The organism is Devosia sp. (assembly GCF_036406155.1).
GTDB lineage: Bacteria > Pseudomonadota > Alphaproteobacteria > Rhizobiales > Devosiaceae > Devosia_A.
Map to the genome: position 1 here is coordinate 1 of NZ_DASWVV010000203.1, position 25382 is coordinate 25382.

Consider the following 25382-nt stretch of genomic DNA (forward strand, 5'->3'; position numbering starts at 1 on the left):
CGGCTCGGAGCGCGCCTCCACCGGCTTGGCGTCGGCGGACTTGGCGTCCGCCTTGGGCGCCGGGGCCGCCGCCCCCTGGGCGATGGCGCCGATCAGGGCCCCGACATTGACGGTATCGCCGGGGTTGGCGGCAATGCTTTCGAGCACCCCGGCGGCCGGGGCCGGGACCTCGATGGTCACCTTGTCGGTTTCAAGCTCGACCACCGGTTCGTCGGCCGCGACCGCGTCGCCGACCTGCTTGAACCACTGCCCGATGGTGGCTTCGGTGACGCTCTCGCCCAACGTGGGCACCCGGATCTCTACCGACATCTGTTCCCTTCCTTTTGGGGTGCGATCAGCCGGCCGGGCCCGCCGCGACGGCGGCAGGCCCGGCCGCATGGATCACGCTGCAACAATAATCACTTGGCAAAGGCTTCGTCGAGGAAGGTCTGCAGCTGCGCGAGATGCGTGCGCATCAACCCCGTGGCGGTGGAGGCCGAAGCCGGCCGGCCGACATAGCGCGGGCGCTGCCCGACCTGCCCCATCTGCTCCAGCACCCAGTCGATATAGGGCTGCACGAAGGCCCATGCGCCCATGTTCTTGGGCTCTTCCTGGCACCAGATGATCTCGGCCTGCTTGAAGCGGCTCAATTCGTCCAGCAGCGCCTTGGCCGGGAACGGATAGAGCTGTTCCAGCCGGAGCAGGTAGACGTCGCTCATGCCGCGTTTCTCACGCTCCTCGAGCAAATCGTAGTAGACCTTGCCCGAGCACAGGATGACGCGGCGGATGTCGCCGTCGGAGGCCAGCTTGATGGTGGTCTTCTGCGGCCCCGGCGTTTCGGCGTCGTCCCATAGCAGCCGGTGGAAGCCGCTGCCCGGTCCCAGTTCGGCGAGCGTCGACACCGCCCGCTTGTGGCGGAGCAGCGACTTGGGCGTCATCAGGATCAGGGGCTTGCGGAAGTCGCGCTTCACCTGCCGGCGCAGGATGTGGAAATAGTTGGCCGGCGTGGTGCAGTTGGCGACCTGCATGTTGTCCTCGGCGCACAGCTGCAGGTAGCGCTCGAGCCGGGCCGAGGAGTGTTCCGGGCCCTGGCCTTCGTAGCCGTGCGGCAGCAGCATGACCAGCCCGCTCATGCGGAACCACTTGCGTTCGCCCGAGGAGATGAACTGGTCTACCACCACCTGCGCGCCGTTGGCGAAATCGCCGAACTGCGCCTCCCACATGGTGAGCGTGTTGGGCTCGGCCAGCGAGTAGCCGTACTCGAAGCCGAGCACCGCCTCCTCGCTCAGCATCGAGTTGATGACCTCGTAGCGCTGCTGCGTGTCGGAGATGTGGTTGAGCGGCACGTAGGTTTCGTCGGTCTGCTGGTCGTACAGCACCGAATGACGCTGGCTGAACGTGCCGCGCTCGACGTCCTGGCCGCTGAGGCGGACCGGGTGGCCCTCGTCCACCAGCGAACCGAAGGCGAGCGCCTCGCCGGTCGCCCAGTCGATGCCCTCGCCGCTCTCGATCGCGGCGCGCCGGTGGTCGAGGAAGCGGCGCACCGTGCGGTGCACCTGGAAGTTATCCGGCACGGCGCAAAGCTGCGCGCCGATGCGGGCCAGTTCGGCGGTCTCGACGCCGGTCTCGCCGCGGCGCGGCCCGTCGCAGTCGGCGCGCTTCAGGTCCTTCCACTGGCCGTCGAGCCAGTCGGTCTTGTTGGGGCGGAAGTCCTGGCTGGCCTCGAACTCGGTTTCGAGATGGGCACGCCACTCGGCCCGCAGCGTCTCGACGTCGCCGGCCGTCACCAGCCCTTCCTCGATCAGCCGGGCGGCATAGAGATCGAGCGTGGACCTGTGGCCGCGGATCTTCGAATACATCAGCGGCTGGGTGAAGCTGGGCTCGTCGCCTTCGTTGTGGCCGAAGCGGCGGTAGCAGAACATGTCGATGACCACCGGACGGCCGAAGCGCTGCCGGAACTCGGTGGCCACCTTGGCGACATAGACCACGGCCTCCGGGTCGTCGCCGTTGACGTGGAACACCGGCGCCTCGATCATCTTGGCGACGTCGGTCGGATAGGGCGAGGAGCGCGAATAGATCGGCGAGGTGGTGAAGCCGATCTGGTTGTTGACCACCACGTGGATGGAGCCGCCGGTGCGGTGCCCCCTGAGGCCGGACAGGCCGAGGCACTCGGCCACCACGCCCTGGCCGGCGAAGGCGGCGTCGCCGTGGATGAGCAGCGGCAGCACCGAGGAGCGGTCGGTCTGCCGCGTGTCGAAGATGAAGCGGCCGTCGACCGCGGCGCGCTGGTCCTGCTTGGCGCGCACCTTGCCCAGCACCACCGGATCGACGATCTCGAGGTGGCTGGGGTTGGCCGTCAGGCTCAGGTGCACGCTGTTGCCGTCGAACTCGCGGTCGGCCGAGGCGCCCAGGTGGTACTTGACGTCGCCCGAGCCCTCGACGTCGTCGGGGTAGAAGGCGCCGCCCTTGAACTCGTGGAACAGGGCGCGGTGCGGCTTGGCCAGCACCTGGGTCAGCACGTTGAGCCGGCCGCGATGCGGCATGCCGAGCACGATGTCCCGGACCCCGAGCGCGCCGCCCCGCTTGATGATCTGCTCGAGCGCCGGGATCAGCGCCTCGGCGCCGTCCAGCCCGAAGCGCTTGGTGCCGGTGAACTTGACGTCGCAGAACTTCTCGAAGCCTTCGGCCTCGACCAGCTTGTTGAGGATCGCCTTCTTGCCCTCGGCGGTGAACCGGATGCCCTTGTCGGGGCCTTCCATGCGCTCCTGGATCCAGTGCTTTGCCTCGGGATCGGAGATGTGCATGAACTCGACGCCGACGGTCGAGCAGTAGGTGCGCTTGAGGATCTCCAGCATCTCGGGGATGGTGGCGAATTCGAGCCCGAGATAGTTGTCGATGAAGATCTTGCGGCCGTAATCGGCCTCGGTGAAGCCGTAGCTCGCCGGGTCGAGTTCGGGCGCCGGCTCCGGCGCCTTGAGGTGCAGCGGGTCGAGCTCGGCGTGCAGGTGCCCGCGCGCGCGGTAGGCGCGGATCATCATGATGGCGTGGATGGAATCGCGCGTCGCCTGCAGCACGTCGGCCGGGCTCGGCGTCGGGGCGCCGGTCGCCTCGGCCTGGCGCGCCATGGCGCGCTGCGTGCGGGCCGGCAGTTCGGCGGCTTCGCCCCAGTTGCCGTCGAGCGCGGCGACCAGCTCCCCGCCGGCGCTTTGCGGCCAGTCGGTGCGGCGCCACGAGGGGCTTTCGGCGTTGCGGGTGACGTCGGAGGCCGTGTCCTCGAGCCGGCCGAAATAGCTGGCCCAGGTGGGATCGATGCTGGCGGGATCGGCCTTGAAGCGGGCGTAGAGGGATTCGATATAGTCGGCGTTGCCGCCGTAGAGGAAAGAAGAGAGCAAGAACTGTTCGTTCTTATCTTGTCGGGTCATGATCCTGTCGCGGGCCGTAGCCCAACCTTTCCTTCTCAAACTGTCCGGAGATTGTCATCCCCGGTCTCGGCGGCCCCAATGTGACCGGGTTAGCTTAGCACGCTGTAAACGACCGGCGCAGCGGCCCCGGTCGCCCGGCGTTGTTCAATCGACGATAAACAGCCGCGCGCCTGTCTCCGTCCGCGAGCGATGCTGCTCGGCGCCATCGGCGACCTGATAGCTCATGCCCGCCGACAACTCAAACTCGCGCCCGTCCTCGAGCGTGGTGGTGAGGCTGCCGTCGAGGCACAGCAGGATATGGCCCTTGGCGCACCAGTGGTCGGCCTCGTATCCGGGCGAATATTCGACCATCCGCACGCGGACCGGGTTGTCCTGCGGGCCGAAATGCCGCACCCGCCACGTCGCCTCGCCCGCCTCGCCCGCATGCCGTTCGGGGGCAACGGCCGACCAGTCGGTCGTTCCGAACGGAATGTCGCTGAGCCGCATCGACCTTAGCCTTTCAACACGTCCGCCAGGGTGACGCCGATCCGGGCCGGCGACTTCGACATTCTGATCCCCGCCGCTTCCATCGCCGCGATCTTGTCCTCCGCGCCGCCTTTGCCGCCCGAAATCACGGCGCCGGCATGGCCCATGGTCCGCCCCTTGGGCGCCGTCAGCCCGGCGATGAAGCCGGCCATTGGCTTCCTGCGGCCGCGCCTGGCCTCGTCGATGAGGAACTGCGCCGCGTCCTCCTCGGCCGAGCCGCCGATCTCGCCGATCATGATGATCGATTTCGTCGCGTCGTCGGCCAGGAACATCTCCAGTACATCGATGAACTCGGTGCCCTTGACCGGGTCGCCGCCGATGCCGACCGCGGTGGTCTGGCCGAGCCCGGCTTTGGTGGTCTGGAACACCGCCTCATAGGTAAGCGTCCCCGAGCGGGAAACAATGCCCACCGAGCCTTTCGAGAAGATGTTGCCCGGCATGATGCCGATCTTGCACTCCTCGGGGGTGAGCACGCCCGGGCAGTTGGGCCCGATCAGCCGCGATTGCGACTGGTCGAGCCGCGCCTTGACCCGGACCATGTCGAGCACCGGCACGCCCTCGGTGATGCACACGATGAGCGGGATCTCGGCGTCGATCGCCTCGAGGATGGCATCGGCGGCGCCGGCCGGCGGAACGTAGATCACCGAGGCGTCGGCATTGGTTGCCGCCTTGCCTTCGGCGACCGTGGCGAAGATGGGCAGCGCCGTGCCGTCGACGCCCGAGGTCCAGGTCTCGCCGCCCTTCTTGGGGTGGACGCCGCCCACCATCTGCGTGCCGTAATAGGCGAGCGCCTGCTCGGTGTGGAAGGTGCCGGTCTTGCCGGTCAGCCCCTGCACCAGGACGCGGGTGTTCTTGTTGACGAGAATGGACATGGCTCTTCCGTCTGGTTGCTGCGCCGGGGGCGGCTAGTTCTGGCCCTTGATGGCCGCGACGATCTTCTGCGCCGCGTCGTCGAGGTCGTCGGCCGAGATGACGTCGAGGCCGGAGGCGTCGAGGATGGCCTTGCCTTCCTTGACCCGCGTGCCCTCGAGCCGGACCACCAGCGGCACCTTGAGGCCGACCTCCCTCACCGCCGCGATGACGCCCTCGGCGATGACGTCGCAGCGCATGATGCCGCCGAAGATGTTGACCAGGATGCCTTTGACGGCGGGGTCGGCGGTGATGATCTTGAACGCCGCCGTGACCTTCTCCTTGGAGGCGCCGCCGCCCACGTCGAGGAAGTTGGCCGGCTCCTCGCCATAGAGCTTGATGATGTCCATGGTCGCCATGGCGAGGCCGGCGCCGTTGACCATGCAGCCGATATTGCCGTCGAGGGCGACATAGGCGAGGTCGTATTTCGAGGCCTCGATCTCCTTCTCGTCCTCCTCGGAGAGGTCGCGCAACTCGGCCAGTTCGGGATGCCGGAACAGGGCGTTGTTGTCGAAGCTCACCTTGGCGTCGAGCAGCCTGAGATGGCCGTCCTGCATGACGATCAGCGGATTGATCTCGAGCAGGCTCATGTCCTTTTCGACGAAGGCGCGATACAGCCCCGGGAAGACGAGGCCGGCATCGGTGCGCGCCGCGCCCTCGAGCGCGAGTGCGTCGGCCAGCTTCTCCACGTCGGCGCTGGTGACGCCGGTCTCGGGGTCGACCGGCAGCGACACGATCTTGTCCGGCGTGTCGTGCGCCACCGCCTCGATGTCCATGCCGCCTTCGGTGGAGACGACGAAGCTCACCCGGCCGCTGCCGCGGTCGACCAGCAGCGAGCAGTAGAGTTCGCGGGCGATGTCGGCGCCGTCCTCGATATAGAGCCGCCTGACCTGCCTGCCGGCTGCCCCGGTCTGCTTGGTGACCAGCGTGTGGCCCAGCATCTCGCCGGCGTTGGCGACCACCTCGGCGGCGCTGCGCGCCAGCCGCACACCGCCCTTGGCGTCGGGCGGCAGTTCCTTGAACTTGCCCTTGCCGCGGCCGCCGGCATGGATCTGGCTCTTCACCACATAGAGCGGTCCGGGCAGGGACGCGGCGGCGGCCTCGGCCTCCTCGGGCTTGAAGATGGCGACGCCCTTGGCCACCGGCAGGCCGTAGGTCTTGAGCAGCGCCTTGGCCTGGTGTTCATGGATGTTCATCGACGGTCCTTCACAGTCGTTCGGGGCAATTCGCCGGACCGCGCCCCCGGACACGTCCGGCCGGGGGGCAGCCCGCAGGCCGAACCGCCCTCGCGCGGGGGCGCGAGGGCGGCGGGATCAGGCCAGTTTCGGGGCGATCTTCTTGCACGCTTCGATCAGCCCGTCGACTGCGGCGACGGATTTGTCGAAGGCCTTCTGCTCGGAACCGGAGAGCGAAATCTCGACCACCTTCTCGACGCCGCCGGCGCCGATCATTACCGGCACGCCGACATAGGTGCCCTTGACGCCGTACTCGCCCTTCAGATAGGCGGCGGCCGGCAGCACCCGCTTCTTGTCCTTGAGGTAGCTCTCGGCCATGGCGATGGCCGACGCCGCCGGGGCGTAGAAGGCCGAGCCGGTCTTGAGGAGCCCGACGATCTCGGCGCCGCCGTCGCGGGTGCGCTGCACGATGGCGTCGAGCCTGTCCTTGCCCATCCAGCCCATCTTGACGATGTCGGTGAGCGGAATGCCGGCGACGGTGGAGTAGCGCGGCAGCGGCACCATGCTGTCGCCGTGCCCGCCCAACACGAAGGCGGTGACGTCCTCGACCGAGACGCCGAGCTCGTCGGCGATGAAATGACGGAAGCGCGCAGAGTCGAGCACGCCGGCCATGCCGACGACGCGGGTCGTCGGCAGGCCCGAGAATTTCTGCAGCGCCCACACCATGGCGTCGAGCGGGTTGGTGATGCAGATGACGAAGGCATCGGGCGCGTACTTGGCGATGCCCGCCCCCACCTGCTCCATCACCTTGAGGTTGATTTCGAGCAGGTCGTCACGGCTCATGCCGGGCTTGCGCGGCACCCCGGCAGTGACGATGACGACGTCGGCGCCGGCGATGTCCTTGTACTCGGAGGTGCCCTTGATGGTGGCGTTGAAGCCTTCGACCGGGCCGGACTGGCTGAGGTCCAGCGCCTTGCCCTGCGGCACGCCGTCCATGATGTCGAACAGGATCGCGTCGCCCAGTTCCTTGAGCGCGACGAGATGCGCCAAAGTCCCGCCGATCTGCCCCGCTCCGATGAGAGCGATCTTCTTGCGCGCCATCCAAATACCCCCGTTCGGTCACTGCTGGAATTGCGCGCCCCTCTTAGCGCCACCCACCTATGAGGGCAAGTAAGCCGTTTGACGAAGCGCCGGGGCGCTTCAGGCCTCCGCGTCCGGCTTGGGCGGGGCGCCTAAATAGTCCCTCGACTGCATCTCGACCAGCCGCGACACGGTGCGCTGGAACTCGAACCGGGTCTTGTCGTCCTGCCCCAGCGCGTCGAGCGGCGCCGCAAAGCTCGCCGCCAGCTTGACGCCGCGATCGTAGAGCGTGTCGACGAGCAGGATGAAGCGCTTGGCGGCATCCGACTGCAGCCGGCCGAACTGCGGCACGCCGTCGAGCACCAGCGTCTCGTAGGCGTGGCTGAGCTTGAGGTAGTCGCGCGCGCCCAGCGGCCGCTCGCACAACTCGGCGAAGGAGAAGCGCGCCGCCCCCATCGCCGCGCGCGGCACCCGGATGGTGCGGCCCAGCGAGTGGATCTCCTCGGGCGCCCCTGGCGCCCCGCCCGTGAGCTTGAGCCACAGCCGGTCGAGCGCCGCCGCGGCCTCGGGCCCGGTGCCGAAATGGTAGACGTCCTCGCCCTCGAACTTCAGCCGCCGGTAGTCCGTCGGCCCGTCGAGGCGGACGATCTCGACACGGCTTTCGAGCAGCGCGATGAAGGGCAGGAACAGCTGGCGGTTGAGCCCGCCCGAATAGAGGTTCTCGGGCAGGACGTTGGAGGTCGCCACCACCACCACGCCGGCTGCGAACAGCTGCTCGAACAGCCGCCCCAGCAGCATGGCGTTGGTGATGTCGTTGACCTGGAACTCGTCGAGGCAGAGCAGGCGCGCCCCGCCCAGGACGGGCTTGACCGCCGCCGCCACCGGGTCGGCGTTCTCGGCCCGGCCCTTGGCCAACTTGCGGAAGCGGGCGATGGCGGCGTGCACCTCGTCCATGAATTCGTGGTAGTGGAGCCGCCGCTTTTCGGCGATCCCGGCATGGGCGAAGAACAGGTCCATGAGCAGCGTCTTGCCGCGCCCGACCTCACCCACGAGATAGGCGCCGCGGATCGCCGGGCGCTTCTTGCGGCCGAGTGCGGGCAGCAGGCCGCGCGCCGCCGCGCGCGAACTCAGTTCCGCGGCGATCCGGTCGAGCGTGCGGGCCGCCCGCTGCTGCAGCGGATCGGCGCTGAGCGCCCCCGTGCCGACGAGGGCGGCGAGGGCCGTGCTGACAGGATGGGCCGCGGACCCCCTCCGCGAGCCGGCCACCCCTAGCCGACCATGGAGATGCCCTGGCCGCCCGCCAGGGTACCGATGAAGCGGTTGCCCGACAGGATGAGGGCGGCGATCATGTCGCCGTTTTCATCGAACAGCTGCACCTGGCTGCCGGCGAGCTGCCAGGAGGCCACCACCTTGAGGCCCGGCATCTCGCAGCCGGGGGTGGAGGCGCGCAGGCGCCCGGTGCCGGCCTTGGCCGTCTCCGTGAGGTACAGCTTGCACTGCGCCGTGCCCGACACGATGGTCCAGCCGCCCACCAGCTTGCTGGTAGTGAGCCCGCCGGTGAGGTCGCGCCCGGGCGTGGCCGGCAGGTTGCCGACGGAATCGAGGGTGACGAAGCCGCCATCGGCGGTCGTCAGCGGCACTGGCTGGCCACCGCCGAGCACCGGCTGGCCGGTCAGGGCCGGGTTGACCTGACCCGGCGAGGGCGGCGCGCCCAGTTGCACCGGCTGTGTGCCGGGGGCACCGCCGATGGTTGGCAGGTCGGTGCTCGCCACCGTGCCGTCCTGGATCGGCTGCAGCTGTTCCGGCTGGCTGCGCGCAGCCTGCTGGCCGCTCATGCTGCTGCAACCGGTCAAAAGCAACGCCAGCGCTGCGATCGCGGCGGCTGGAACGCCGGCGCGTTTCCGAGTCGTCATTGGCCTGCTCCGTGCCCGAGGGCCCATTCTTGGCGAATATCGCCCGGGGCATATAGCGCCGGCAGCCACCCCGTTCAACCGGCGTGCTGCCCGCTTTTCGTCTAGTGCCGCGATCAATGTGGCCATGTTGCGACCGTCGGCCGCGGCGATCGGCCCAAGGTTAACGGGCGGTCATCTCCTTGAGCAGCGCCTCCGCGAGGAGTCGCGCGTCCCCGGCTTCCGCCTCCGGCACGGTGACGGGGACGCCCTGCGGCGAGAACACGCCGGGCATGCCCGGCAGGCCGCTTTCGCCGCCCTCGAGCGGGTGAAACCCGTGCGCCTTGAGGGCGGCGATCAGCACGCGGGCGACGGACGGGTCTTCGACCTGGGCGATGGTTTCGAGCATGGGGCCTCCCGCGGCTGCCCGCGCAGCCAAGCCCAATCCGGGCGGCGGCGCAAGGCGCGCGTCGGCACGGCCGGGTTACGAGATGTGCCGCTCCACCATCATCTTCTTGATCTGCGCGATCGCCTTGGCCGGGTTGAGGCCCTTGGGGCAGGTCTTGGTGCAGTTCATGATGGTGTGGCAGCGATACAGCTTGAACGGGTCCTCGAGGTTGTCGAGCCGCTCCTCGGTCGCCTCGTCGCGGCTGTCGATGAGCCAGCGATAGGCCTGCAGCAAGACGGCCGGGCCCAGGTATTTCTCGCCGTTCCACCAGTAGGACGGGCACGAGGTCGAGCAGCACGCGCACAGGATGCATTCGTACAGCCCGTCGAGCTTGGCGCGGTCCTCGCGCGTCTGCAGCCGCTCGGTCTTGGGCGGCGGCGTCGTGGTCTTGAGCCACGGCTCGATGGAGCGGTGCTGGGCGTAGAAGGTCGTCAGGTCCGGCACCAGGTCCTTGACCACCGGCATGTGCGGCAAGGGGTAGATCTTCACCGGGCCGCTGATCTCGTCGGCGCCCTTGGTGCAGGCCAGGGTGTTGAGCCCGTCGATATTCATGGCGCAGCTGCCGCACACGCCCTCGCGGCAGGAACGCCTCAGCGTCAGCGTCGGGTCGACGTTGTTCTTGATCCACAACAGCGCGTCGAGCACCATCGGCCCGCAATCGTCGAGATCGACGAAATAGGTGTCGATGCGCGGGTTGGCCTCGGTGTCCGGATCGTAGCGGTAGATGCGATATTCCCTGAGCCGCGTGGCGCCCGCCGGCTTCGGCCAGGTCTTGCCCGGCTTGATCTGGGAGTCCTTGGGGAGCATCAACTCGACCATGGCAGTGAGTCCTTCAGTAGTTCAGCCCGCAGGCGCGGTTGGATTCCTGGATATAGCTGGCCCAGCGGGCCTGATCGGCATCGGTCAGGTCACCGCCCCTGGCCCTGGCGGTGAAGCCGTCGGGATCGCGCATCGACAGCAGCACGAGGCCGAACAGCCGCGCATCGAGCAGCTTGCCGGCGGCTTCGGCCTTGCACGTGCACGCCGCCTCGGCCATGCCGTAGGCCATGCAGGCGGCGACGAATTCGGCGTCGCTGCGCCCCAGCGCCGGCGTTGCCGCGGCCGCGGCGAGCAGCGCGAGCACGGCCATGACCCGCCTCATCGCAACTCCTTGCGCACGACCAGCTTGAGCCCCGACCACACGTCGCTGACGGCAGCGACCTTCACGTCCACCAGCCCGAGCGGCAAGGCGACCTCGCGGATCGTGTCCTCGCTGATATCGGTCTGCACCTTGCTCGCCCGCTTCGGCCACGACACCCAGATGGCCCCGTCCCGCGCCACCAGGTCCAGCAACCGGCGGGCGTGGCGCTGCAGCACCGCCCGCACCGAGGCAAAGCCGTGGATGATGTCGTAGCCCGGCGCGCCGGCGCCGAGCGTATCCCAGCCGGCCTCGGTCACCTCGGCGAAGCGGCGCGCGCTGCGCAGCCCCTCGAGGTCGGGCGGCAGCGCGATGAACAGCACCCGCTGCCCGTCCCTGAGTCCGAGCTTTTGCGCCAGCGGCGTCCCCGAATAGCCCGCGGCGGCCGCCGTCGTCATGGGGCGCCGGCACCGGCCGCGGCTGCGCTCTCGATCCGTGCCGCCGCGAGCCGCGCCCAGTCCAGGTTCTCGCCCATCCGGCACATGCCTGCCTCCTAGTACACGCGCTTCTTGGGCGCGAGCTTCTTGGGGTCGATCTCGTCGCTGAGCGGCTGCGTGTGCACCGGGCGGTAGTCGAGCGTCACCTTGCCCGATGCGTCGAGATAGGCCAGCGTATGCTTGCGCCAGTTGGCGTCGTCGCGCTCGGGATAGTCCTCCCGCGCATGGGCGCCGCGGCTCTCCTTGCGCGCCTCGGCCGAGACCACGGTGACGGTGGCGTTGGCGACGAGGTTCTCGAGTTCGAGCGTCTCGGCCAGGTCGGTGTTCCAGATCATCGAGCGGTCCGTGACCTTGAGGTCGGGCAAGACGTCCCACAACTCGGTGATGCGCCGGACCCCCGACTGCAGCGATTCCTCGGTGCGGAACACGGCCGCGTCTTCCTGCATGATGCGCTGCATGCGCTCGCGCACCTTGGCCGTCGGCGCCGAGCCGTTGGCGTGGCGCAGGCGGTCGAAGCGCGCGAGGATCCTGTCGTCCGCCGCCTTGTCCACGGCCGGCACCGGGGCCTTGCGGTCCACCACCTCGCCGGCGCGGATGGCGGCGGCGCGGCCGAACACCACGAGGTCGATCAGCGAGTTCGAGCCGAGCCGGTTGGCGCCGTGCACCGAGGCGCAGCCCGCCTCGCCCACCGCCATCAGCCCGGGAATGGTGGCGTCCGGGCCGCCGCGGCGCGGGTCGATGGCCTCGCCGTGATAGTTGGTGGGGATGCCGCCCATGTTGTAGTGCACCGTCGGCAGCACCGGGATCGGCTCGCGCGTCAGATCGACGCCGGCGAAGATGCGGGCGGATTCGGTGATGCCCGGCAGGCGCTCGTGCAGCACCTTGGGGTCGAGATGGTCGAGGTGCAGGTAGATGTGGTCCTTCTTCGGGCCCACCCCGCGCCCCTCGCGGATCTCGATGGTCATGCAGCGGCTGACCACGTCGCGCGAGGCGAGGTCCTTGGCGTTGGGGGCATAGCGCTCCATGAAGCGCTCGCCCTCCGAGTTGGTCAGGTACCCGCCCTCGCCGCGCGCGCCCTCGGTGATCAGCGTGCCGGCGCCGTAGATGCCGGTGGGATGGAACTGCACGAATTCCATGTCCTGCAGCGGCAGCCCGGCGCGCGCCACCATGCCGTTGCCGTCGCCGGTGCAGGTATGGGCGCTCGTCGCCGAGAAGTAGGTGCGGCCGTAGCCGCCCGTGGCCAGCACCGTCATCTTGGCCCGGAAGCGGTGCAGCGTGCCGTCGTTGAGGCTCCAGGCGATGACGCCGTTCACGGCGCCGTCCGCGCCCAGCAGCAGGTCGAGGGCGAAATACTCGACGAAGAACTCGGCGTTGTGGCGCAGCGCCTGGCCGTACAGCGTATGCAGGATGGCATGGCCGGTACGGTCGGCGGCGGCGCAGGTGCGCTGCACCGGCGGGCCGTCGCCGAAATTCATCATCATGCCGCCGAACGGGCGCTGGTAGATCTTGCCTTCCTCGGTGCGGCTGAACGGCACGCCGTAGTGCTCGAGTTCGTAGACCGCGGCGGGCGCCTCGCGCACCATGTACTCCTGGGCGTCCATGTCGCCCAGCCAGTCCGACCCCTTGACGGTGTCGTACATGTGCCACTGCCAGTTGTCCTCGCCCATGTTGCCGAGCGAGGCGGCGATGCCGCCCTGGGCGGCAACCGTGTGCGAGCGGGTCGGGAACACCTTGGTCACGCAGGCGGTGGTCAGCCCCTGCTCGGCCATGCCCAGCGTGGCCCTGAGGCCCGCGCCGCCGGCCCCGACGACGACCACGTCGAAGGCATGGTCGATGATCTCATAGGCAGCCATTGGCACTTAACCCCAGAATGCGATTTTGGCGACGGAGACCAGCCCGATCAACGCGATGGCGACCGAGAAGGCGGTGTTGAGCGTCATGCCCAGCCGGTGCGTGCGCTCCTTGTCGAGATAGTCCTCGATCACCTCGCCCATGCCGATGCGCATGTGATAGGTGACGCTGACCAGCAGCAGCGCCAGCACCACCGCGACGAACGGGTTGGCGATGACGCCGACCATCTCGGCGCGCCCGGCCCCGGCCAGCCGGATCACCAGCCAGATGAAGAAGACCAGGAACAGGACGTTGAGCGCGCCGCTGATGCGCTGGTGGATGAAGGTCCGGGTCGCCCGCTTGGGTGCGCCGTAATGGGTGGTCGGGGTGGCGATGATTTTGCGATCGATCATTTCTGCCTCACATCCACACGAACAGCGCCCACAGCCCCAGCGTGAGCAGGATGGACAGGGCCAGATGCACCCGCACGATCGCCTCGCGCCCCGCCGGGTCAAAAGCGATGATGAAATCCCACACGAAGTGGCGCAGCCCCCCCAGCATGTGATGGATGAGGCTCCAAGTGTAGCCGAACAGCACGAGCTGGCCGAACCAGCTGCCGAAGAAGGCGTTCATCGCCGCGTGCGGCCCCTCCCCAAGGGCCGCTGCCGCGAGCCAGGCGACCAGCAGCACCGTGCCGGCATAGTTGGCGATGCCGGTGATGCGGTGCACGATCGACATCGTCATCGTCAGCGTGAACCGGTAGACCTGCAGATGGGGAGAAAGCGGTCGGGATCGGGGAGCCATGAATGTCTCGCGCGGCGCCGGCGCCATCCGGCGCGGACGCTCCTGTATTGGAATATGGCGAAACTTCTAGCGGCGGGAGAGGGCTACGTCAAAGCGAGAAAGGATCGGCCGCCTCGAACTTTTGACGTAACCGGTCGTCGGGCACGCCGCGGCGGCGCTGCGCGCGCCGCTCAGAGGGCGCCGCCGGCCGGCTCGAGCGTGGTGAAACGCCGCGGCAGGACGAGGCTGAAGGGCTGCGCCGCGGCCGGATCGGCGAGCAGCAGCCGCCACGCGGCATCGGTCAGCTGCGGCACGGCCGGGACCTGGCGGTCGGCGAGGCGGACCGGACCCTGGCCGGCAGGGGCCACCGCCGGGATGGCGACGGCGGCGAGTCCGAGCAGCATGATGAGCACCTTGGTGCGCATGCGACACTCCCCTGCTGAATGCGCCCCGAGGCGCGTTGTGCAGAAGGTTCTAGCGCAGCGACGCCGAACCGGCCTTGAACCGGCCGTTCATTGCCGGTTTATCTGTAGTCGGCGAGCTTCTTGTGCGGGTCGTAGGGCTGGTCCGCGACGATCCTCGTCACCGCCTGGCCGCAGCGCATCTTCTTGCTCGCCGCGTCATAGGCGTAGCTGGTCGTGCCGTGCAGCACCCAGCCTTCCGACAGCGCCTTGGTGACCTTGTGGCAGAAGGCGGAATCGTCTTCCCCGGTCAGGAATCGATAGATCAGCATGGTTGAATCCGGATGCTCCGCTATACAAGCGCGAGTTGCGGGACTGGCTGCTTAACGATAAGCAGTGTTGCTTTCTTACCGGCAATTGGCACCGAATGCACCGCTTTCCGAAAGCTCTGTTGGATGGCTACCAGTCCTTCATGTCCGCGCGCTACCAGGTAGAGAAGCCGCGCTATCGCGAACTTGCCGAGACCGGGCAGAAGCCGACCGCGATGATCATCGCCTGCTGCGACAGCCGCGCGGCCCCTGAAACCATTTTCGATGCGCATCCGGGCGAACTGTTCGTCGTGCGCAACGTCGCCAACCTCGTCCCCCCGTTCGAGCCCGACGCCAACCGGCACGGCACCTCTGCGGCCATCGAGTTTGCCGTCGTGGCGCTCGGCATCAGCGACATCGTGGTCATGGGCCACGGCCGCTGCGGCGGCATCCGCGCCGCGCTCGACCCCTCGGCCGGGCCGCTGGGGGAAGGCGACTTCATCGGCAAGTGGATGAGCCTGCTCGGACCCGTCGCGGAAAAAGTCGGCAGCTACAGCGCCCTCACCCCGGCCGAACGGCAAATTGCCCTCGAGCGGCTGTCCATCCGCAACTCGATCCAGAACCTGCGCACCTTTCCCTACGTGCAGGCGCTCGAGGCCGAGGGCAAGCTCACCATCCACGGCGCCTGGTTCGACATCTCGAACGGCGAGCTGTGGGTCATGGACAACACGACCGGCGATTTCGGCCGGCCCGACGTCTGACGGTCGGCGGCCAGACTAGGGCCCCGTCGCCTCGTCCGGCAGCGGCGGCGGCGCGAGCTGCTGGACGACGCTGAGCAGCGGCGCCGCCGGGGCCTTCAATTCCCACACCAGCCCGCTCGGCGCGTAGGTCATGACCACGCCGCCGCCCAGGGACTGGCCGGTGATGCGCTCGATGATGGTGGTGCCGAACCCCGCCCGCCCCGGGGGGATGACCGCCGGGCCACCGCTTTCCCGCCAGGTCACGGTCAGTTCGGGCTCCTCGCCCACCGCCTCGATGCGCCACGAGATGTTGACGTGGCCCCGCTCGCCCGAGAGGGCGCCGTACTTGAGCGCGTTGGTCGCGAGTTCGTGGAAAGCCATGCCCAGGGCCTGCGCCGCCGGCGGGGTGACCACCACGGGATCGCCGTCGAGCTTGACCCGCGAGCCGAGCATCTGGTCGATATGGGCGAGCTGGGCCCGCACCAGGTCCCCCATCTCGGCGCCGCGCCAGCTGCCTTCGACCAGCAGGTCCTGGTTGGCCGCGAGAGCCCGCAGGCGCTGCGAAATGCGGCGCACGAAATCCTCGGGCGAGCCGTGCGCGGCGGTTTGCCGGATCAGCGCCTCGACGACGGCGAGCAGGTTCTTGGTGCGGTGGTTGATCTCGAGGCTGAGGGCGCGGCGCGCTTCCTCGAGCTGCTTGCGCTCGGTGATGTCGCGGGCGATCTTGGAGGCACCGACGATCTTGCCGTCGGCACCCCGCACCGGGGAAATGCTGAGCGAGATGTTGAGCAGGTGGCCGTCCTTGTGGCGGCGCAGCGTCTCGTAATGGCTGACGCGCTCGCCGCGGCGGATGCGGGCGAGAATGGCGGGCTCCTCGTTCTCGCGGCCGGCGGGGATCAGCAGCATGATCGGCTGGCCGACCATCTCCTCGGCGGTATAGCCGAAAATTCTTTCCGCCCCCGCGTTCCACGAGGTGACGATGCCATTGAGGTCCTTGCTGACGATCGCGTCGTCGGAGGACTCCACGATCGCCGCCAGCAGCGCCCTCGTGGTGTCCTCTGCGCTGGACGGGGCATTGGCCCCGACATCGGCGGGCGCGGCCGAGACCGCCGCCTTGGCATTCCTTGCCACCATCCTCGTCCCCAATGCACGCGCACCCCGTACCGCGCGCCGCGGCCTTGCGAATGCAGTGCAGTAACGGCCCGAACCCGGAAAGGCTGCATCATAATCAACAACTTTTCCTTACGGCGAGGGCCAATGCGGCCAGCGGCCGCTTTCACGGCGCCGGCGCCGCCCGCGGTCGCAGCCTGCCCCACAGCCGCGGCCCGAACACGTTGAGCAGCAGGCCGGCGAACACCAGCACGCTGCCGGCAATCTCGACGGCCGAAATCGTCTCGCCGAGCAGCAGCGCCGCGCCGCCGATGCCGGTGATCGGCACCAGCAGCGCGAACGGCGCCACCAGGTTGGCGGGGTAGCGCTGCAGCAGGACGCTCCACCCCCCGTAGCCGAAGAGCGTCGAGGCATAGGCGATGAACAGCAGCGAGCCCGCCCCCAGCCAGGTGAGGCCGACCAGTGCCTGCGGCAAGGCCCCCGGCCCCTCCAGCAGCAGCGAGGCAAGAAGCAGCGGCAGCGGCGGCACCAGGCTCGACCACACCACGAAGCTCAGCATGTCGACGGCGCCGGCCTTCTTGGTGATGATATTGCCGATGCCCCAGAACAGCGCCGCGGCGATGGTCATCAGCAGCGGCAACAGCGCCGCACCCTGCAGCCGCTCGAGGCCGATGACGCCGATACCGGCAAAGGCGACGACCGCCCCCGCCAGCTGCAGCAGGCCCGGTCGCTCGCCCAGGAAGGCGACGGCCAGCCCGATGGTGAAGAAGGCCTGCACCTGCATCACGACCGACGACAGGCCGGCCGGCATGCCCAGGCTGATCGCGACGAACAGCAGGCCGAACTGCAGCACGCCGATGGCGAAGCCGTAGGCGACGAGGAGGGCGAGCCCGACCTTCGGCGGCCGGATGAAGAACACCGCCGGCACCGCGGCCAGGGCGAAGCGCAGCGCCGTCAGCAGCAGCGGCGGCACCTCGTCCACGCCCCAGCGTATGGCGACGAAATTCAGGCCCCACACGGTGACCACGCCGAAGGCGAGCAGCAGGTGCCGCAGGGACATGGGCGTCCTCGCCGGTATCAGGCCGCCTTCTGCCCCACCAGCCGGCGCTCGACCAGGGTTTCGAGGATCTGCACGGTGTTGAGGGCCGCGCCCTTCCTGAGATTGTCGCTGACGACCCACATGGCCAGCCCGTTCTCGACCGTCGGGTCCTCGCGGATGCGGCTCACATAGGTGTCGTACTCGCCCACGCACTCCACCGGCGTCGCGTAGCCGCCCGGCTCGCGCTTGTCGATGACGCTGATGCCGGGCGCCTCGCGCAGGATGTCGCGCGCCTCGTCCGCGGTGATCGGCTTGTCGAACTCGATGTTGACCGCCTCGGAATGACCGACGAACACCGGCACCCTGACGCAGGTGGCGTTCAGCTTGATCCGGGGATCGAGGATCTTCTTGGTTTCGGCCACCATCTTCCACTCTTCCTTGGTGGAGCCGTCCTCCATGAACACGTCGATATGCGGGATGACGTTGAAGGCGATCTGCTTCGAGAACTTCTTGGGCGTGGCGCTGTCGTTGACGAAGATGCCCTTGGTCTGCGTCCACAGTTCGTCGACGCCCTCCTTGCCGGCGCCCGACACCGACTGGTAGGTGGCGACGACGACCCGCTTGATGGTGGCGAAATCATGCAGCGGCTTGAGCGCCACCACCAGTTGCGCCGTCGAGCAGTTGGGGTTGGCGATGATGTTCTTGCGCCCGGCCTGCGCCATATAGGCGTCGAGCACGTGCGCGTTGACCTCCGGCACGACCAGCGGCACGTCGGAGTGGTAGCGCCAGAAGCTCGAATTGTCGACGACGATGCAGCCGGTCCGGCCGATCGCTTCGCCATATTCCTTGGCCACGGCGGAGCCGGCGCTCATCAGCGCGAAATCGACGCCGGAGAAATCGAAGTCCGCCAGGTTCCTGGCCTTGAGCCGGCGGTCGCCGAAACTGAGTTCCAGCCCCGTTGAGCGCGAGGATGCGAGTGCGATGACTTCGCTCGCCGGAAACTTGCGCTCGTCGAGGATGTTGAGCATTTCGCGGCCCACATTGCCCGTGGCTCCGACGACGGCGACGCGATAACCCATCTGCTGATCCTTTACCCGTTTCCCCCGCACCGGCCCGCGACCGGCGGCGCATGGTTCGAAGCCTCTCCCCGGCGGGAGATGGCCCGGGGAAAAGCGCTAGCGGGTCTTGGTGGTTTTGCCTTTGGGCGCGCAGCAGCCGGCGCCGGAACCCGGGGTCCCGATCGCAATGCCGTTGCTGTCGAATCCGTGCGCACCCATGGCAGGGCTGTCTCCTCGAGGCAGTGCGACGCTATCTACGCTCAATTGCCAAAGAGTCAAATTGTTTGCGCGTTCAGAACTTGTAGCCGATCTGGAGGCCGACGCTGTGGAAGCCGGAATTGTCGGTGCCGCAGACGCGGCCGTGCGAGCCGTGCTCGAGATAGGCCGACGCCGTCCAGTGCTCGTCGATGTCGTAGCCGATCCCGCCGCGCACATAGAGCAGGGAGCGGCAGCCATAGACGGCCTCGCCGGGGGCGGCGTCGTGCAGCGGCCCGTTGTGCAGCGTCGCCCCCACCGTCGCCTCGAGGAACAGCGGCGTCTCCAGCACCGGCAGCTGCCAGGTCAGCCCGGCGAACACCCAGCTGGTGTCGCCGGTCAGGCTGAGCGCGCCGCCCACGGTCGGCTTGGGCGAGCCGATCCAGCGGAACAGGTCGGGATAGGGCGAGCGGAACAGCGCCTCGAAGCTGAGCTTGTGCAGCCGGTCGAGCGGCACCGTCGTCGGCAGGTAGTAGAAATCGGGGTCGAGCCCGACTCCTTCGAAGGAGGCGCCGAGCCGGAACTCGTGTAGATAGGCGTCGACGGGCATGGTGCTGAGGGTCTGCTGCGCCGCGGCCGATGCCGCCGCCGCAAGCCAGGCCAGCAGGACCGCGACGCCTTTACTGAATACACGCACTATTCGTCTTCCTTCTGACCGCCGGACATCAAATACAGGGCGACACGGGGCAGTCTATGCAGCAAATGGTTACACACAAGCGAATCGCGTTCACCGCGACGGGACCAAGCCGGGCTGGCCATCGTCTGCAACTGTGGTTGAAAAGCGGCAAATTTCGGGTCGGGCGGCAGCATGCGCGCGGGAATGGCGGCGGTGTTGCAGTTTGACGTCATCGTCCTCGGCGCCGGCGCCGCCGGCATGATGGCCGCCGCCGAGGCCGGCCGGCGCGGCCGCCGCGTGCTGGTCCTCGACCATGCGCCGGCTCCGGGCGAGAAGATCCGCATCTCCGGCGGCGGGCGCTGCAATTTCACCAATGTCGACGCCACCGCGAGCACCGGGCGCGAGCGCTTCCTCTCCCGCAACCCGCGCTTCGCGCTGTCGGCGCTCGCCCGCTTCACCCCCGCCCACTTCATCGCGCGGCTCGATGCCCGCGGCATCGCCTGGCACGAAAAGACCCTCGGCCAGCTGTTCTGCGACGGCTCCAGCCGGCAGATCGTCAACATGCTCGTCGACGACCTGCAGCGGGCCGGGGTGACGCTGCGGCTCGCCAGCCCCATCGAGTCGGTGAGCCACGCCGGGGGGTGCTTCACCGTCACCGCCGGCGGCAGCGAAGCTGCGGCCGCCGCGCTCATCGTCGCCACCGGCGGCAAGTCGATCCCGAAAATGGGCGCGACCGGCTATGCCTACCAGCTCGCCCGCCAGTTCGGCCTCGGCGTCACCGAGACCCGGCCGGCCTTGGTGCCGCTCACCTTCGCGCCGGCCCTGCGCGAGACGCTGGCCCCGCTCGCCGGCGTCGCCGTCGACCCGGCCCGCGTCGGCGTCGGCAAACGCAGTTTCGAGGAGGCGCTGCTGTTCACGCACCGCGGCCTCTCCGGCCCGGCTATCCTGCAGATCTCGAGCTACTGGCGCGAAGGCGACGCCATCGTCGTCGATCTGTTCCCTGGCGGCGGGCTCGGCGAGTGGCTGCGCCGCGCCCGCGCCGACACCCCGAAGCTGCAGCTGCAGACGGTGCTGGGCCGGCACCTGCCCAGGCGCCTCGCCCAGGTGCTCGCCACGGAGCTCGGCGGCCCCGCCATGATCGGCGACTTCTCCGACAAGGCCTTCGCCGGGGTCGAGGACAGGCTCAGGCGCTGGACGCTCAAGCCGACGGGCAGCGAGGGCTATCGCACCGCCGAGGTGACGCTGGGCGGGGTCGATACCGCCGATCTCGAGTCCACCACGCTGGCGGCGCGCCGGGTGCCCGGCCTGTACTTCGTCGGCGAATGCGTCGACGTCACCGGCTGGCTCGGGGGCTACAATTTCCAGTGGGCCTGGGCCTCGGGCTGGGCCGCCGGGCAGGTGGCGTGAGGCGCCAGGCTAGAACGTCCAGCCGAGGCGCACGCCCAGGTTGGTGAGGCCCTCGTTGTGGGTGCCGCACAGCCCGGCATGCGAGGCGTGCTCGAACGTGGCCATGACGCTGGCCTGCTCGGTGAGCGCGTAGCCGAGGCTGAGGCTCTCGCGGAACAGCGCCGGGCAGCCCAGGTTGCGCGCCGGGTAGCCGACGCCGTCGGCGGCCCCGTTGTGCAGCGCCGCCCCGAAGCTGCCCTCGATGAAGACCGGGCCGTCGAAGACTTGCCAGGTCCAACTGAGGCCGGCATAGAGCTGGCTCTCCAGCCCGCCCAGATTGACCGTGGCGCCGACATGCGGGCGCAACTCGCCGATCCAGCCGGGGCCCAGGTCGAAGGGCGTGAACAACAGCTCGACATTGACGTCCTCGAGCCGGCGCGTATCGAGGAAGCCGAGGAAACTGTCGGCCGGGGCGTGGTCGACGCTGTGGAAGAACAGCCCGCCGCGCACTTCGTCGATGCCGAATCCCTCCTGGGCTGCAGCGGTGCCCGCTCCGAGGAGCAGCGCCACGCCCGGCACCAGCCAGCCCACCACCCTGTTCATGCGCGCACCCTGCCCGACCCTGTCCGGCCCGATGAGAGCCACGCGGGAGCCTCCGAGTCAACGCCCGTCCCCCGATTTTGGCCGGATGTGGCCGGCGGCCACCATCCCCGCGGCCGGCGTGGGTTGCCCTGCCTCGCCGAGGTGCTATTGTTGCCGCCGCGACAGCACACGTTCGCAACAGCGGAAGCGGCGCGCGCCTGTTGGCTGGAGGCGCGACAGACTTGACCGAACACTCCGCCGGACATCCGTCCTTTCTTTCCGCCTTCTTCGCCCCCGAAATCCGCGCCTGGCACGGCAAGTCGCCGCTGGCGGAGGTGTTCTGGCTGCATGGCGTGGCCCTGAGCGCGGTGCAGGTCGCCCTCTATGCCTGGGTCCGCCTGCACGGGCTACTGGCGTGGGAGCAGGCGCTGCTGTTAGGCTTCGCCGGCTACTCGCTGTGGATCGTGCCGTCGCTGTGGCGCTGCGCCAGCGCCAGCGAGTCGTTCTGGAGCGTCCTGGCGCGCTGGCTGACCGTGGCCTGGGCGGCCAACGCCGCCTTCGTCCTCGTCTTCCTGCAATTCGACCTGCTGCTGCGCTATGCCGGGCACTGAGGGCGCCCCGGTCGCTTCGGGCACGGCGTCCCCCGCCGCGATGGCCCGCGCCATGGTGCTGTCGGCGGCCGAGACGCTGTTTCCCGGCTATTTCGCCCTGACCATGGCGACCGGCGTCGTCTCCATCGCCTGCGCCCTGCTCGGCCTGCCGCTCGTCGCCCGCGCGCTGCTGGTGGTCAACTGGATCGCCTATCCCTGCCTGTGGGGGCTGACGCTCGTGCGCATGGCCGCCTTCCGCGCGCAGCTGGCGCGCGACGTCTCCGACCACCAGCGCGCGCCCGGCTTCTTCACCCTGGTGGCCGGCACCTGCGTGCTGGGCACGCAGAACGTCGTCGTCGCCGATGCCCGGCTGGTGGGCGAAATCCTGTGGTGGTTCGGCCTCGGCCTGTGGCTCGTGGTCATGTACGGCTTCTTCACCGCCGTCACCATCCGCGCCCGCAAGCCCTCGCTCGCCGCCGGCATCAACGGCGCCTGGCTCATCGCCGCCGTCGCCACCCAGTCGATCGTGGTGCTGCGCGGCACGCTGGATGCGGCGAGCGCGCCGCCCGAGCCGATCCAGTTCCTGTCGCTGGTCATGTTCATGATCGGCTCGATGCTCTATCTCGCCATCATCCCGCTGATCTTCTACCGGCTGACCTTCGTGCGCCTCGCCTCGCGCGATTTCAGCCCGCCCTACTGGATCAACATGGGTGCGGTGGCGATCTCGACCCTGGCCGGCTCCATCCTCATCCTGAGGGCCGAAGCCTGGCCCCTGCTCGGCCCCTTCCTGCCCTTCCTGCGCGGCTTCACCCTGTTCTTCTGGGCGGTGGCGAGCTGGTGGATTCCCTTCCTGTTCGCGCTGATGGCCTGGCGCTATCTGTGGCAGAAGGACCGGCTGGTGTACGAGCCGGCCTTCTGGGGCATGGTGTTCCCGCTCGGCATGTACACCACCAGCACCTTCCAGCTCAGCCGGGCGCTGGAGCTGGGCTTCCTCGTCGTCGTGCCGCAGGCCTTCATCTACGTGGCGCTCGCCGCCTGGCTCGCCGCCATGGCCGGGCTCGTCCACCATCTGGGGCGCAGCGCCGCCGCGATCCGCGCCGGCGCGCCCCGGGCCTGAGCGGCGGCGGCGCCCTACGCCGCCAGCCTCGCGCGGATGGCCGCGCCCATTTCCTCGGTACCGACGCTGCGGCCGCCCTGGGCGATGTCGGCGGTCCGCAGGCCGTCGGCCAGCACCGCGGCGATGGCGCCCTCCAGCCGGCCGGCCAGTTCCGCCATGCCGAACGAATAGCGCAGCGCCATGGCGAAGCTCGCCAGCATGGCGATGGGGTTGGCGACGCCCTTGCCGGCGATGTCGGGGGCCGAGCCGTGCACCGGCTCGTACAGCGCCTTGCGCTTGCCGGTCGCCGCGTCGGGCGCCCCCAGCGAGGCCGAGGGCAGCATGCCGAGCGAGCCGGTGAGCATGGCGGCGGCGTCGGACAGGATGTCGCCGAACAAATTGTCGGTGACGATGACGTCGAACTGCTTGGGATTGCGCACCAGCTGCATGGCGCAGTTGTCGGCGAGGATGTGCTCGAAGCGCACGTCCGCGTAGTCGGCGGCCACCGCGTGCGCCACCTCGTCCCACAGCACGCCGGACTTCATGACGTTCTTCTTGTCCGCCGAATGCACCAGCCTGCGGCGGGTCCGCGCCAGCTCGAAGGCGACGCGGCAGATGCGGTCGATCTCGTAAGTCTCGTAGACCTGCGTGTCGACGGCGCGCTTCTGGCCGCCGCCCAAATCGGTGATCTCCTTGGGCTCGCCGAAATACACCCCGCCGGTCAGCTCGCGCACGATCAGCATGTCGAGGCCCTCGACCAGCTCGCGCTTCAGCGCCGAGGCGTCGGCGAGCGCCGGGTAGCAGATGGCCGGCCTGAGATTGGCGAACAGCTGCAAATCCTTGCGGAGCCGCAGCAGCCCCGCCTCGGGCCGCTGCTCGTAGGCGACGTGGTCCCATTTCGGCCCGCCCACGGCGCCGAAGATCACCGCATCGGCGGCCAGCGCCTTGCCCATGTCGGCTTCCGAGATGGCCTCGCCGCAGGCGTCGTAGGCACAGCCGCCGACGAGGCCGCGATCGGTGGCGAAGTCGGTGAGGCCCTGGGCATTGGTCCAGGCGATCAGCTTTTCGACCTCGGCCATGATTTCAGGGCCGATGCCGTCGCCGGGGAGCAGGAAGAGGGTATGGGACATGAGCGGTTTCTTTTCAGGAGTTGCGCGCGCCGATGCGCGCCGTGACTTCGATCTCGAGCTTCATTTCGGGCGTGGTCAGCCCGCACACCACCATGGTCGCGGCCGGCCGGATGTCGCCGAAGACGTCGCCGGCGACCGCTACCATCGCGTCATAATGGGCCATGTCGGCAATGTAGTAGCGGGCGCACACCACGTCGGCGAGGCCCGCGCCGGCCTCCTCGAGCACCCTGGCGATGGTGGCGAAGGCGTTGCGCGCCTGGGCGCGGGCGTCCTCGGGCATCTGCATGGTGGCGTAGTCGTAGCCCGTGGTGCCGGAGACATAGACCATGTCGCCGTCGACGACGGCGCGGGAGAAGCCGATCTTGTGTTCGAAGGGCGAGCCCGAGGAGATCCTGCGGACCATCAGATCCACGGCCGCGCGGCGTGCACGCGCTGTTCGAACCCGGCGATCTCGGCGTTGTGCTTGAGCGTGCCGGCGATGTCGTCCAGCCCCTCGAGCAGCACGTGCTTGCGGGCCGGGTCGATGTCGAACCGGATGGTGCCGCCGTCCGGGCCGCTGATCGTCTGGCTCTCGAGGTCGACGGTGATCGTGGCGTTGGAGCCGCGCTGCGCGTCGTCCATCAGCAGCTCGAGCTGCTCGGGGCTGACCACGATGGGCAGGATGCCGTTCTTGAAGCAGTTGTTGTAGAAGATGTCGGCGAAGCTGGTGGAGATGACGCAGCGGATGCCGTAGTCGAGCAGCGCCCAGGGCGCGTGCTCGCGCGAGGAGCCGCAGCCGAAATTGTCGCCGGCGACGATGATTTTCGCCTTGCGGTAGGCCGGCTTGTTGAGCACGAAATCGGGGTTTTCGCTGCCGTCCTCGTTGTAGCGCATCTCCGAGAACAGGGCCGTGCCCAGCCCCGTGCGCTTGATGGTCTTGAGGTACTGCTTGGGGATGATCATGTCGGTGTCGACATTGATGATCGGCAGCGGTGCCGCGACCCCGGTCAGCGTGGTGAACTTTTCCATTTGGCAACTCGTCCCTATGCTGGCCGCTTAATGGCGCAGGCTTGGGCAAAAGGTCAAGGTCGACGATGGCAGACGCGCCGAAACGCCGCCCGGGCCTTTGGCCTTACGGTTTCGCCTCTGTCTGTGCGCCGCCTCCCTTGTCGAGGGAAGCGGCCCCGGCGAGGCGGTCGCCTCGGAGCGGGTAGTCCGCAAAAGGGTGAGGCTGGCGCCTCGCCGGAGCGGCCGGGTGGTTTGGAGCCGGCCCGTTACGGTTGTGCGGTCACGCATGAAGGTTTCGCCGCATCGCTTCCGGCCAGGGCCCTGCCGCTGCCGGCGGGGGCCCTGCCTTCGGCAGCCGGGCAGCGGCTGCCAGTGTCGCGAGGCGACCGAGCGTATCGGTCACCCGTCCCGTCACGGACCGGCCTGGCCG

General features: G+C 68.7%; 29 protein-coding genes. 4 read left to right on the forward strand and 25 right to left on the reverse strand.

The features are described from left to right. The 17 genes from VGD93_RS14325 to VGD93_RS14405 form a co-directional block, all read right to left on the reverse strand. On the reverse strand, positions 1–309 hold a 309-nt coding region (locus tag VGD93_RS14325; protein ID WP_395012842.1), incomplete at its 3' end, for a biotin/lipoyl-containing protein. A gap of 89 nt (positions 310–398) precedes the next feature. After that, the gene (locus VGD93_RS14330) at positions 399–3401 is read right to left on the reverse strand and encodes a 2-oxoglutarate dehydrogenase E1 component (RefSeq protein WP_395012843.1); all 3003 of its coding nucleotides are present in this window, start codon (positions 3399–3401) and stop codon (positions 399–401) included. 144 nt (positions 3402–3545) lie between these two features. Continuing rightward, complete coding sequence (locus VGD93_RS14335; protein WP_395012844.1) at positions 3546–3887, reverse strand: DHCW motif cupin fold protein; 342 nt, start codon at positions 3885–3887, stop codon at positions 3546–3548. A gap of 5 nt (positions 3888–3892) precedes the next feature. Next, positions 3893–4798 (reverse strand): succinate--CoA ligase subunit alpha, encoded by a 906-nt coding sequence (gene sucD, locus VGD93_RS14340; protein ID WP_395012845.1) that lies wholly within the window; start codon positions 4796–4798, stop codon positions 3893–3895. A 33-nt stretch (positions 4799–4831) separates the two neighbouring features. Then, positions 4832–6031, reverse strand: a complete 1200-nt coding sequence (gene sucC / locus VGD93_RS14345; protein WP_395012846.1) for an ADP-forming succinate--CoA ligase subunit beta — start codon at positions 6029–6031, stop codon at positions 4832–4834. A 117-nt stretch (positions 6032–6148) separates the two neighbouring features. Continuing rightward, the gene (gene mdh, locus VGD93_RS14350) at positions 6149–7111 is read right to left on the reverse strand and encodes a malate dehydrogenase (protein ID WP_395012847.1); all 963 of its coding nucleotides are present in this window, start codon (positions 7109–7111) and stop codon (positions 6149–6151) included. Between the two features lie 99 nt (positions 7112–7210). Continuing rightward, on the reverse strand, positions 7211–8356 hold the full coding sequence (gene zapE, locus VGD93_RS14355) for a cell division protein ZapE (protein WP_395012848.1): 1146 nt from the start codon (positions 8354–8356) through the stop codon (positions 7211–7213). 2 nt (positions 8357–8358) lie between these two features. Beyond that, positions 8359–9003 carry an AprI/Inh family metalloprotease inhibitor gene (locus tag VGD93_RS14360; protein WP_395012849.1) on the reverse strand — a complete coding sequence of 215 codons (645 nt, stop codon included), beginning with the start codon at positions 9001–9003 and terminating at the stop codon, positions 8359–8361. 160 nt (positions 9004–9163) lie between these two features. Further along, positions 9164–9388 carry a hypothetical protein gene (locus tag VGD93_RS14365; RefSeq protein ID WP_395012850.1) on the reverse strand — a complete coding sequence of 75 codons (225 nt, stop codon included), beginning with the start codon at positions 9386–9388 and terminating at the stop codon, positions 9164–9166. A 75-nt stretch (positions 9389–9463) separates the two neighbouring features. After that, the gene (locus VGD93_RS14370; protein WP_395012851.1) at positions 9464–10246 is read right to left on the reverse strand and encodes a succinate dehydrogenase iron-sulfur subunit; all 783 of its coding nucleotides are present in this window, start codon (positions 10244–10246) and stop codon (positions 9464–9466) included. A 13-nt stretch (positions 10247–10259) separates the two neighbouring features. Then, entirely contained in the window at positions 10260–10568 is a 309-nt protein-coding gene (locus tag VGD93_RS14375) for a hypothetical protein (protein ID WP_395012852.1), read from the reverse strand. Beyond that, positions 10565–11002, reverse strand: coding sequence for a DUF3052 domain-containing protein (locus tag VGD93_RS14380; RefSeq protein ID WP_395012853.1), 438 nt, complete (start codon positions 11000–11002; stop codon positions 10565–10567). Before VGD93_RS14380 ends, VGD93_RS14375 begins: the two co-directional genes overlap by 4 nt. Before the next feature lie 95 nt (positions 11003–11097). Further along, positions 11098–12894, reverse strand: a complete 1797-nt coding sequence (gene sdhA, locus VGD93_RS14385) for a succinate dehydrogenase flavoprotein subunit (protein WP_395012854.1) — start codon at positions 12892–12894, stop codon at positions 11098–11100. Positions 12895–12900: 6 nt separating this feature from the next. Next, entirely contained in the window at positions 12901–13284 is a 384-nt protein-coding gene (sdhD, locus tag VGD93_RS14390; protein WP_395012855.1) for a succinate dehydrogenase, hydrophobic membrane anchor protein, read from the reverse strand. Positions 13285–13291: 7 nt separating this feature from the next. After that, complete coding sequence (sdhC, locus tag VGD93_RS14395; RefSeq protein WP_395012856.1) at positions 13292–13675, reverse strand: succinate dehydrogenase, cytochrome b556 subunit; 384 nt, start codon at positions 13673–13675, stop codon at positions 13292–13294. Positions 13676–13845: 170 nt separating this feature from the next. After that, positions 13846–14079: a hypothetical protein gene (locus tag VGD93_RS14400; protein ID WP_395012857.1), complete on the reverse strand. Its 234-nt coding sequence runs from the start codon at positions 14077–14079 to the stop codon at positions 13846–13848. A 98-nt stretch (positions 14080–14177) separates the two neighbouring features. Continuing rightward, the gene (locus VGD93_RS14405) at positions 14178–14387 is read right to left on the reverse strand and encodes a DUF1737 domain-containing protein (RefSeq protein ID WP_395012858.1); all 210 of its coding nucleotides are present in this window, start codon (positions 14385–14387) and stop codon (positions 14178–14180) included. Between the two features lie 95 nt (positions 14388–14482). Here VGD93_RS14405 and VGD93_RS14410 point away from each other — a divergent pair, with 95 nt between their 5' ends. Continuing rightward, entirely contained in the window at positions 14483–15124 is a 642-nt protein-coding gene (locus VGD93_RS14410) for a carbonic anhydrase (RefSeq protein ID WP_395012859.1), read from the forward strand. A 15-nt stretch (positions 15125–15139) separates the two neighbouring features. Here the strand turns inward: VGD93_RS14410 and VGD93_RS14415 are convergent, their stop codons facing one another. From VGD93_RS14415 to VGD93_RS14430, 4 genes are all read right to left on the reverse strand, one after another. Next, positions 15140–16237 carry a PAS domain S-box protein gene (locus VGD93_RS14415; protein WP_395012860.1) on the reverse strand — a complete coding sequence of 366 codons (1098 nt, stop codon included), beginning with the start codon at positions 16235–16237 and terminating at the stop codon, positions 15140–15142. A 142-nt stretch (positions 16238–16379) separates the two neighbouring features. Next, entirely contained in the window at positions 16380–17273 is an 894-nt protein-coding gene (locus VGD93_RS14420) for an EamA family transporter (protein ID WP_395012861.1), read from the reverse strand. A 17-nt stretch (positions 17274–17290) separates the two neighbouring features. After that, complete coding sequence (locus tag VGD93_RS14425) at positions 17291–18331, reverse strand: aspartate-semialdehyde dehydrogenase (protein ID WP_395012862.1); 1041 nt, start codon at positions 18329–18331, stop codon at positions 17291–17293. Positions 18332–18602: 271 nt separating this feature from the next. Continuing rightward, complete coding sequence (locus VGD93_RS14430; RefSeq protein WP_395012863.1) at positions 18603–19202, reverse strand: acyloxyacyl hydrolase; 600 nt, start codon at positions 19200–19202, stop codon at positions 18603–18605. 183 nt (positions 19203–19385) lie between these two features. On the opposite strand from VGD93_RS14430, the gene VGD93_RS14435 reads away from it, so the two are divergent. Continuing rightward, entirely contained in the window at positions 19386–20588 is a 1203-nt protein-coding gene (locus tag VGD93_RS14435) for an NAD(P)/FAD-dependent oxidoreductase (RefSeq protein WP_395012870.1), read from the forward strand. 9 nt (positions 20589–20597) lie between these two features. On the opposite strand, the gene VGD93_RS14440 is transcribed toward VGD93_RS14435, so the two are convergent. Next, complete coding sequence (locus VGD93_RS14440; protein WP_395012864.1) at positions 20598–21170, reverse strand: acyloxyacyl hydrolase; 573 nt, start codon at positions 21168–21170, stop codon at positions 20598–20600. Between the two features lie 221 nt (positions 21171–21391). Between VGD93_RS14440 and VGD93_RS14445 the strand changes: the two genes are divergently transcribed. Both VGD93_RS14445 and VGD93_RS14450 read left to right on the forward strand, forming a co-directional pair. Next, complete coding sequence (locus VGD93_RS14445) at positions 21392–21760, forward strand: hypothetical protein (RefSeq protein ID WP_395012865.1); 369 nt, start codon at positions 21392–21394, stop codon at positions 21758–21760. Beyond that, positions 21747–22856 carry a tellurite resistance/C4-dicarboxylate transporter family protein gene (locus tag VGD93_RS14450; RefSeq protein WP_395012866.1) on the forward strand — a complete coding sequence of 370 codons (1110 nt, stop codon included), beginning with the start codon at positions 21747–21749 and terminating at the stop codon, positions 22854–22856. Before VGD93_RS14445 ends, VGD93_RS14450 begins: the two co-directional genes overlap by 14 nt. A 14-nt stretch (positions 22857–22870) precedes the next feature. Here VGD93_RS14450 and leuB read toward each other — a convergent pair whose 3' ends face one another. The 3 genes from leuB to leuD are packed head-to-tail and all read right to left on the reverse strand — an operon-like array spanning position 22871 to position 24973. Further along, on the reverse strand, positions 22871–23965 hold the full coding sequence (gene leuB, locus VGD93_RS14455) for a 3-isopropylmalate dehydrogenase (protein ID WP_395012867.1): 1095 nt from the start codon (positions 23963–23965) through the stop codon (positions 22871–22873). Positions 23966–23978: 13 nt separating this feature from the next. After that, positions 23979–24368, reverse strand: coding sequence for a RidA family protein (locus tag VGD93_RS14460; RefSeq protein ID WP_395012868.1), 390 nt, complete (start codon positions 24366–24368; stop codon positions 23979–23981). Next, positions 24368–24973, reverse strand: a complete 606-nt coding sequence (gene leuD / locus VGD93_RS14465; RefSeq protein ID WP_395012869.1) for a 3-isopropylmalate dehydratase small subunit — start codon at positions 24971–24973, stop codon at positions 24368–24370. Before leuD ends, VGD93_RS14460 begins: the two co-directional genes overlap by 1 nt. Between the last annotated feature and the right edge of the window lie 409 nt (positions 24974–25382).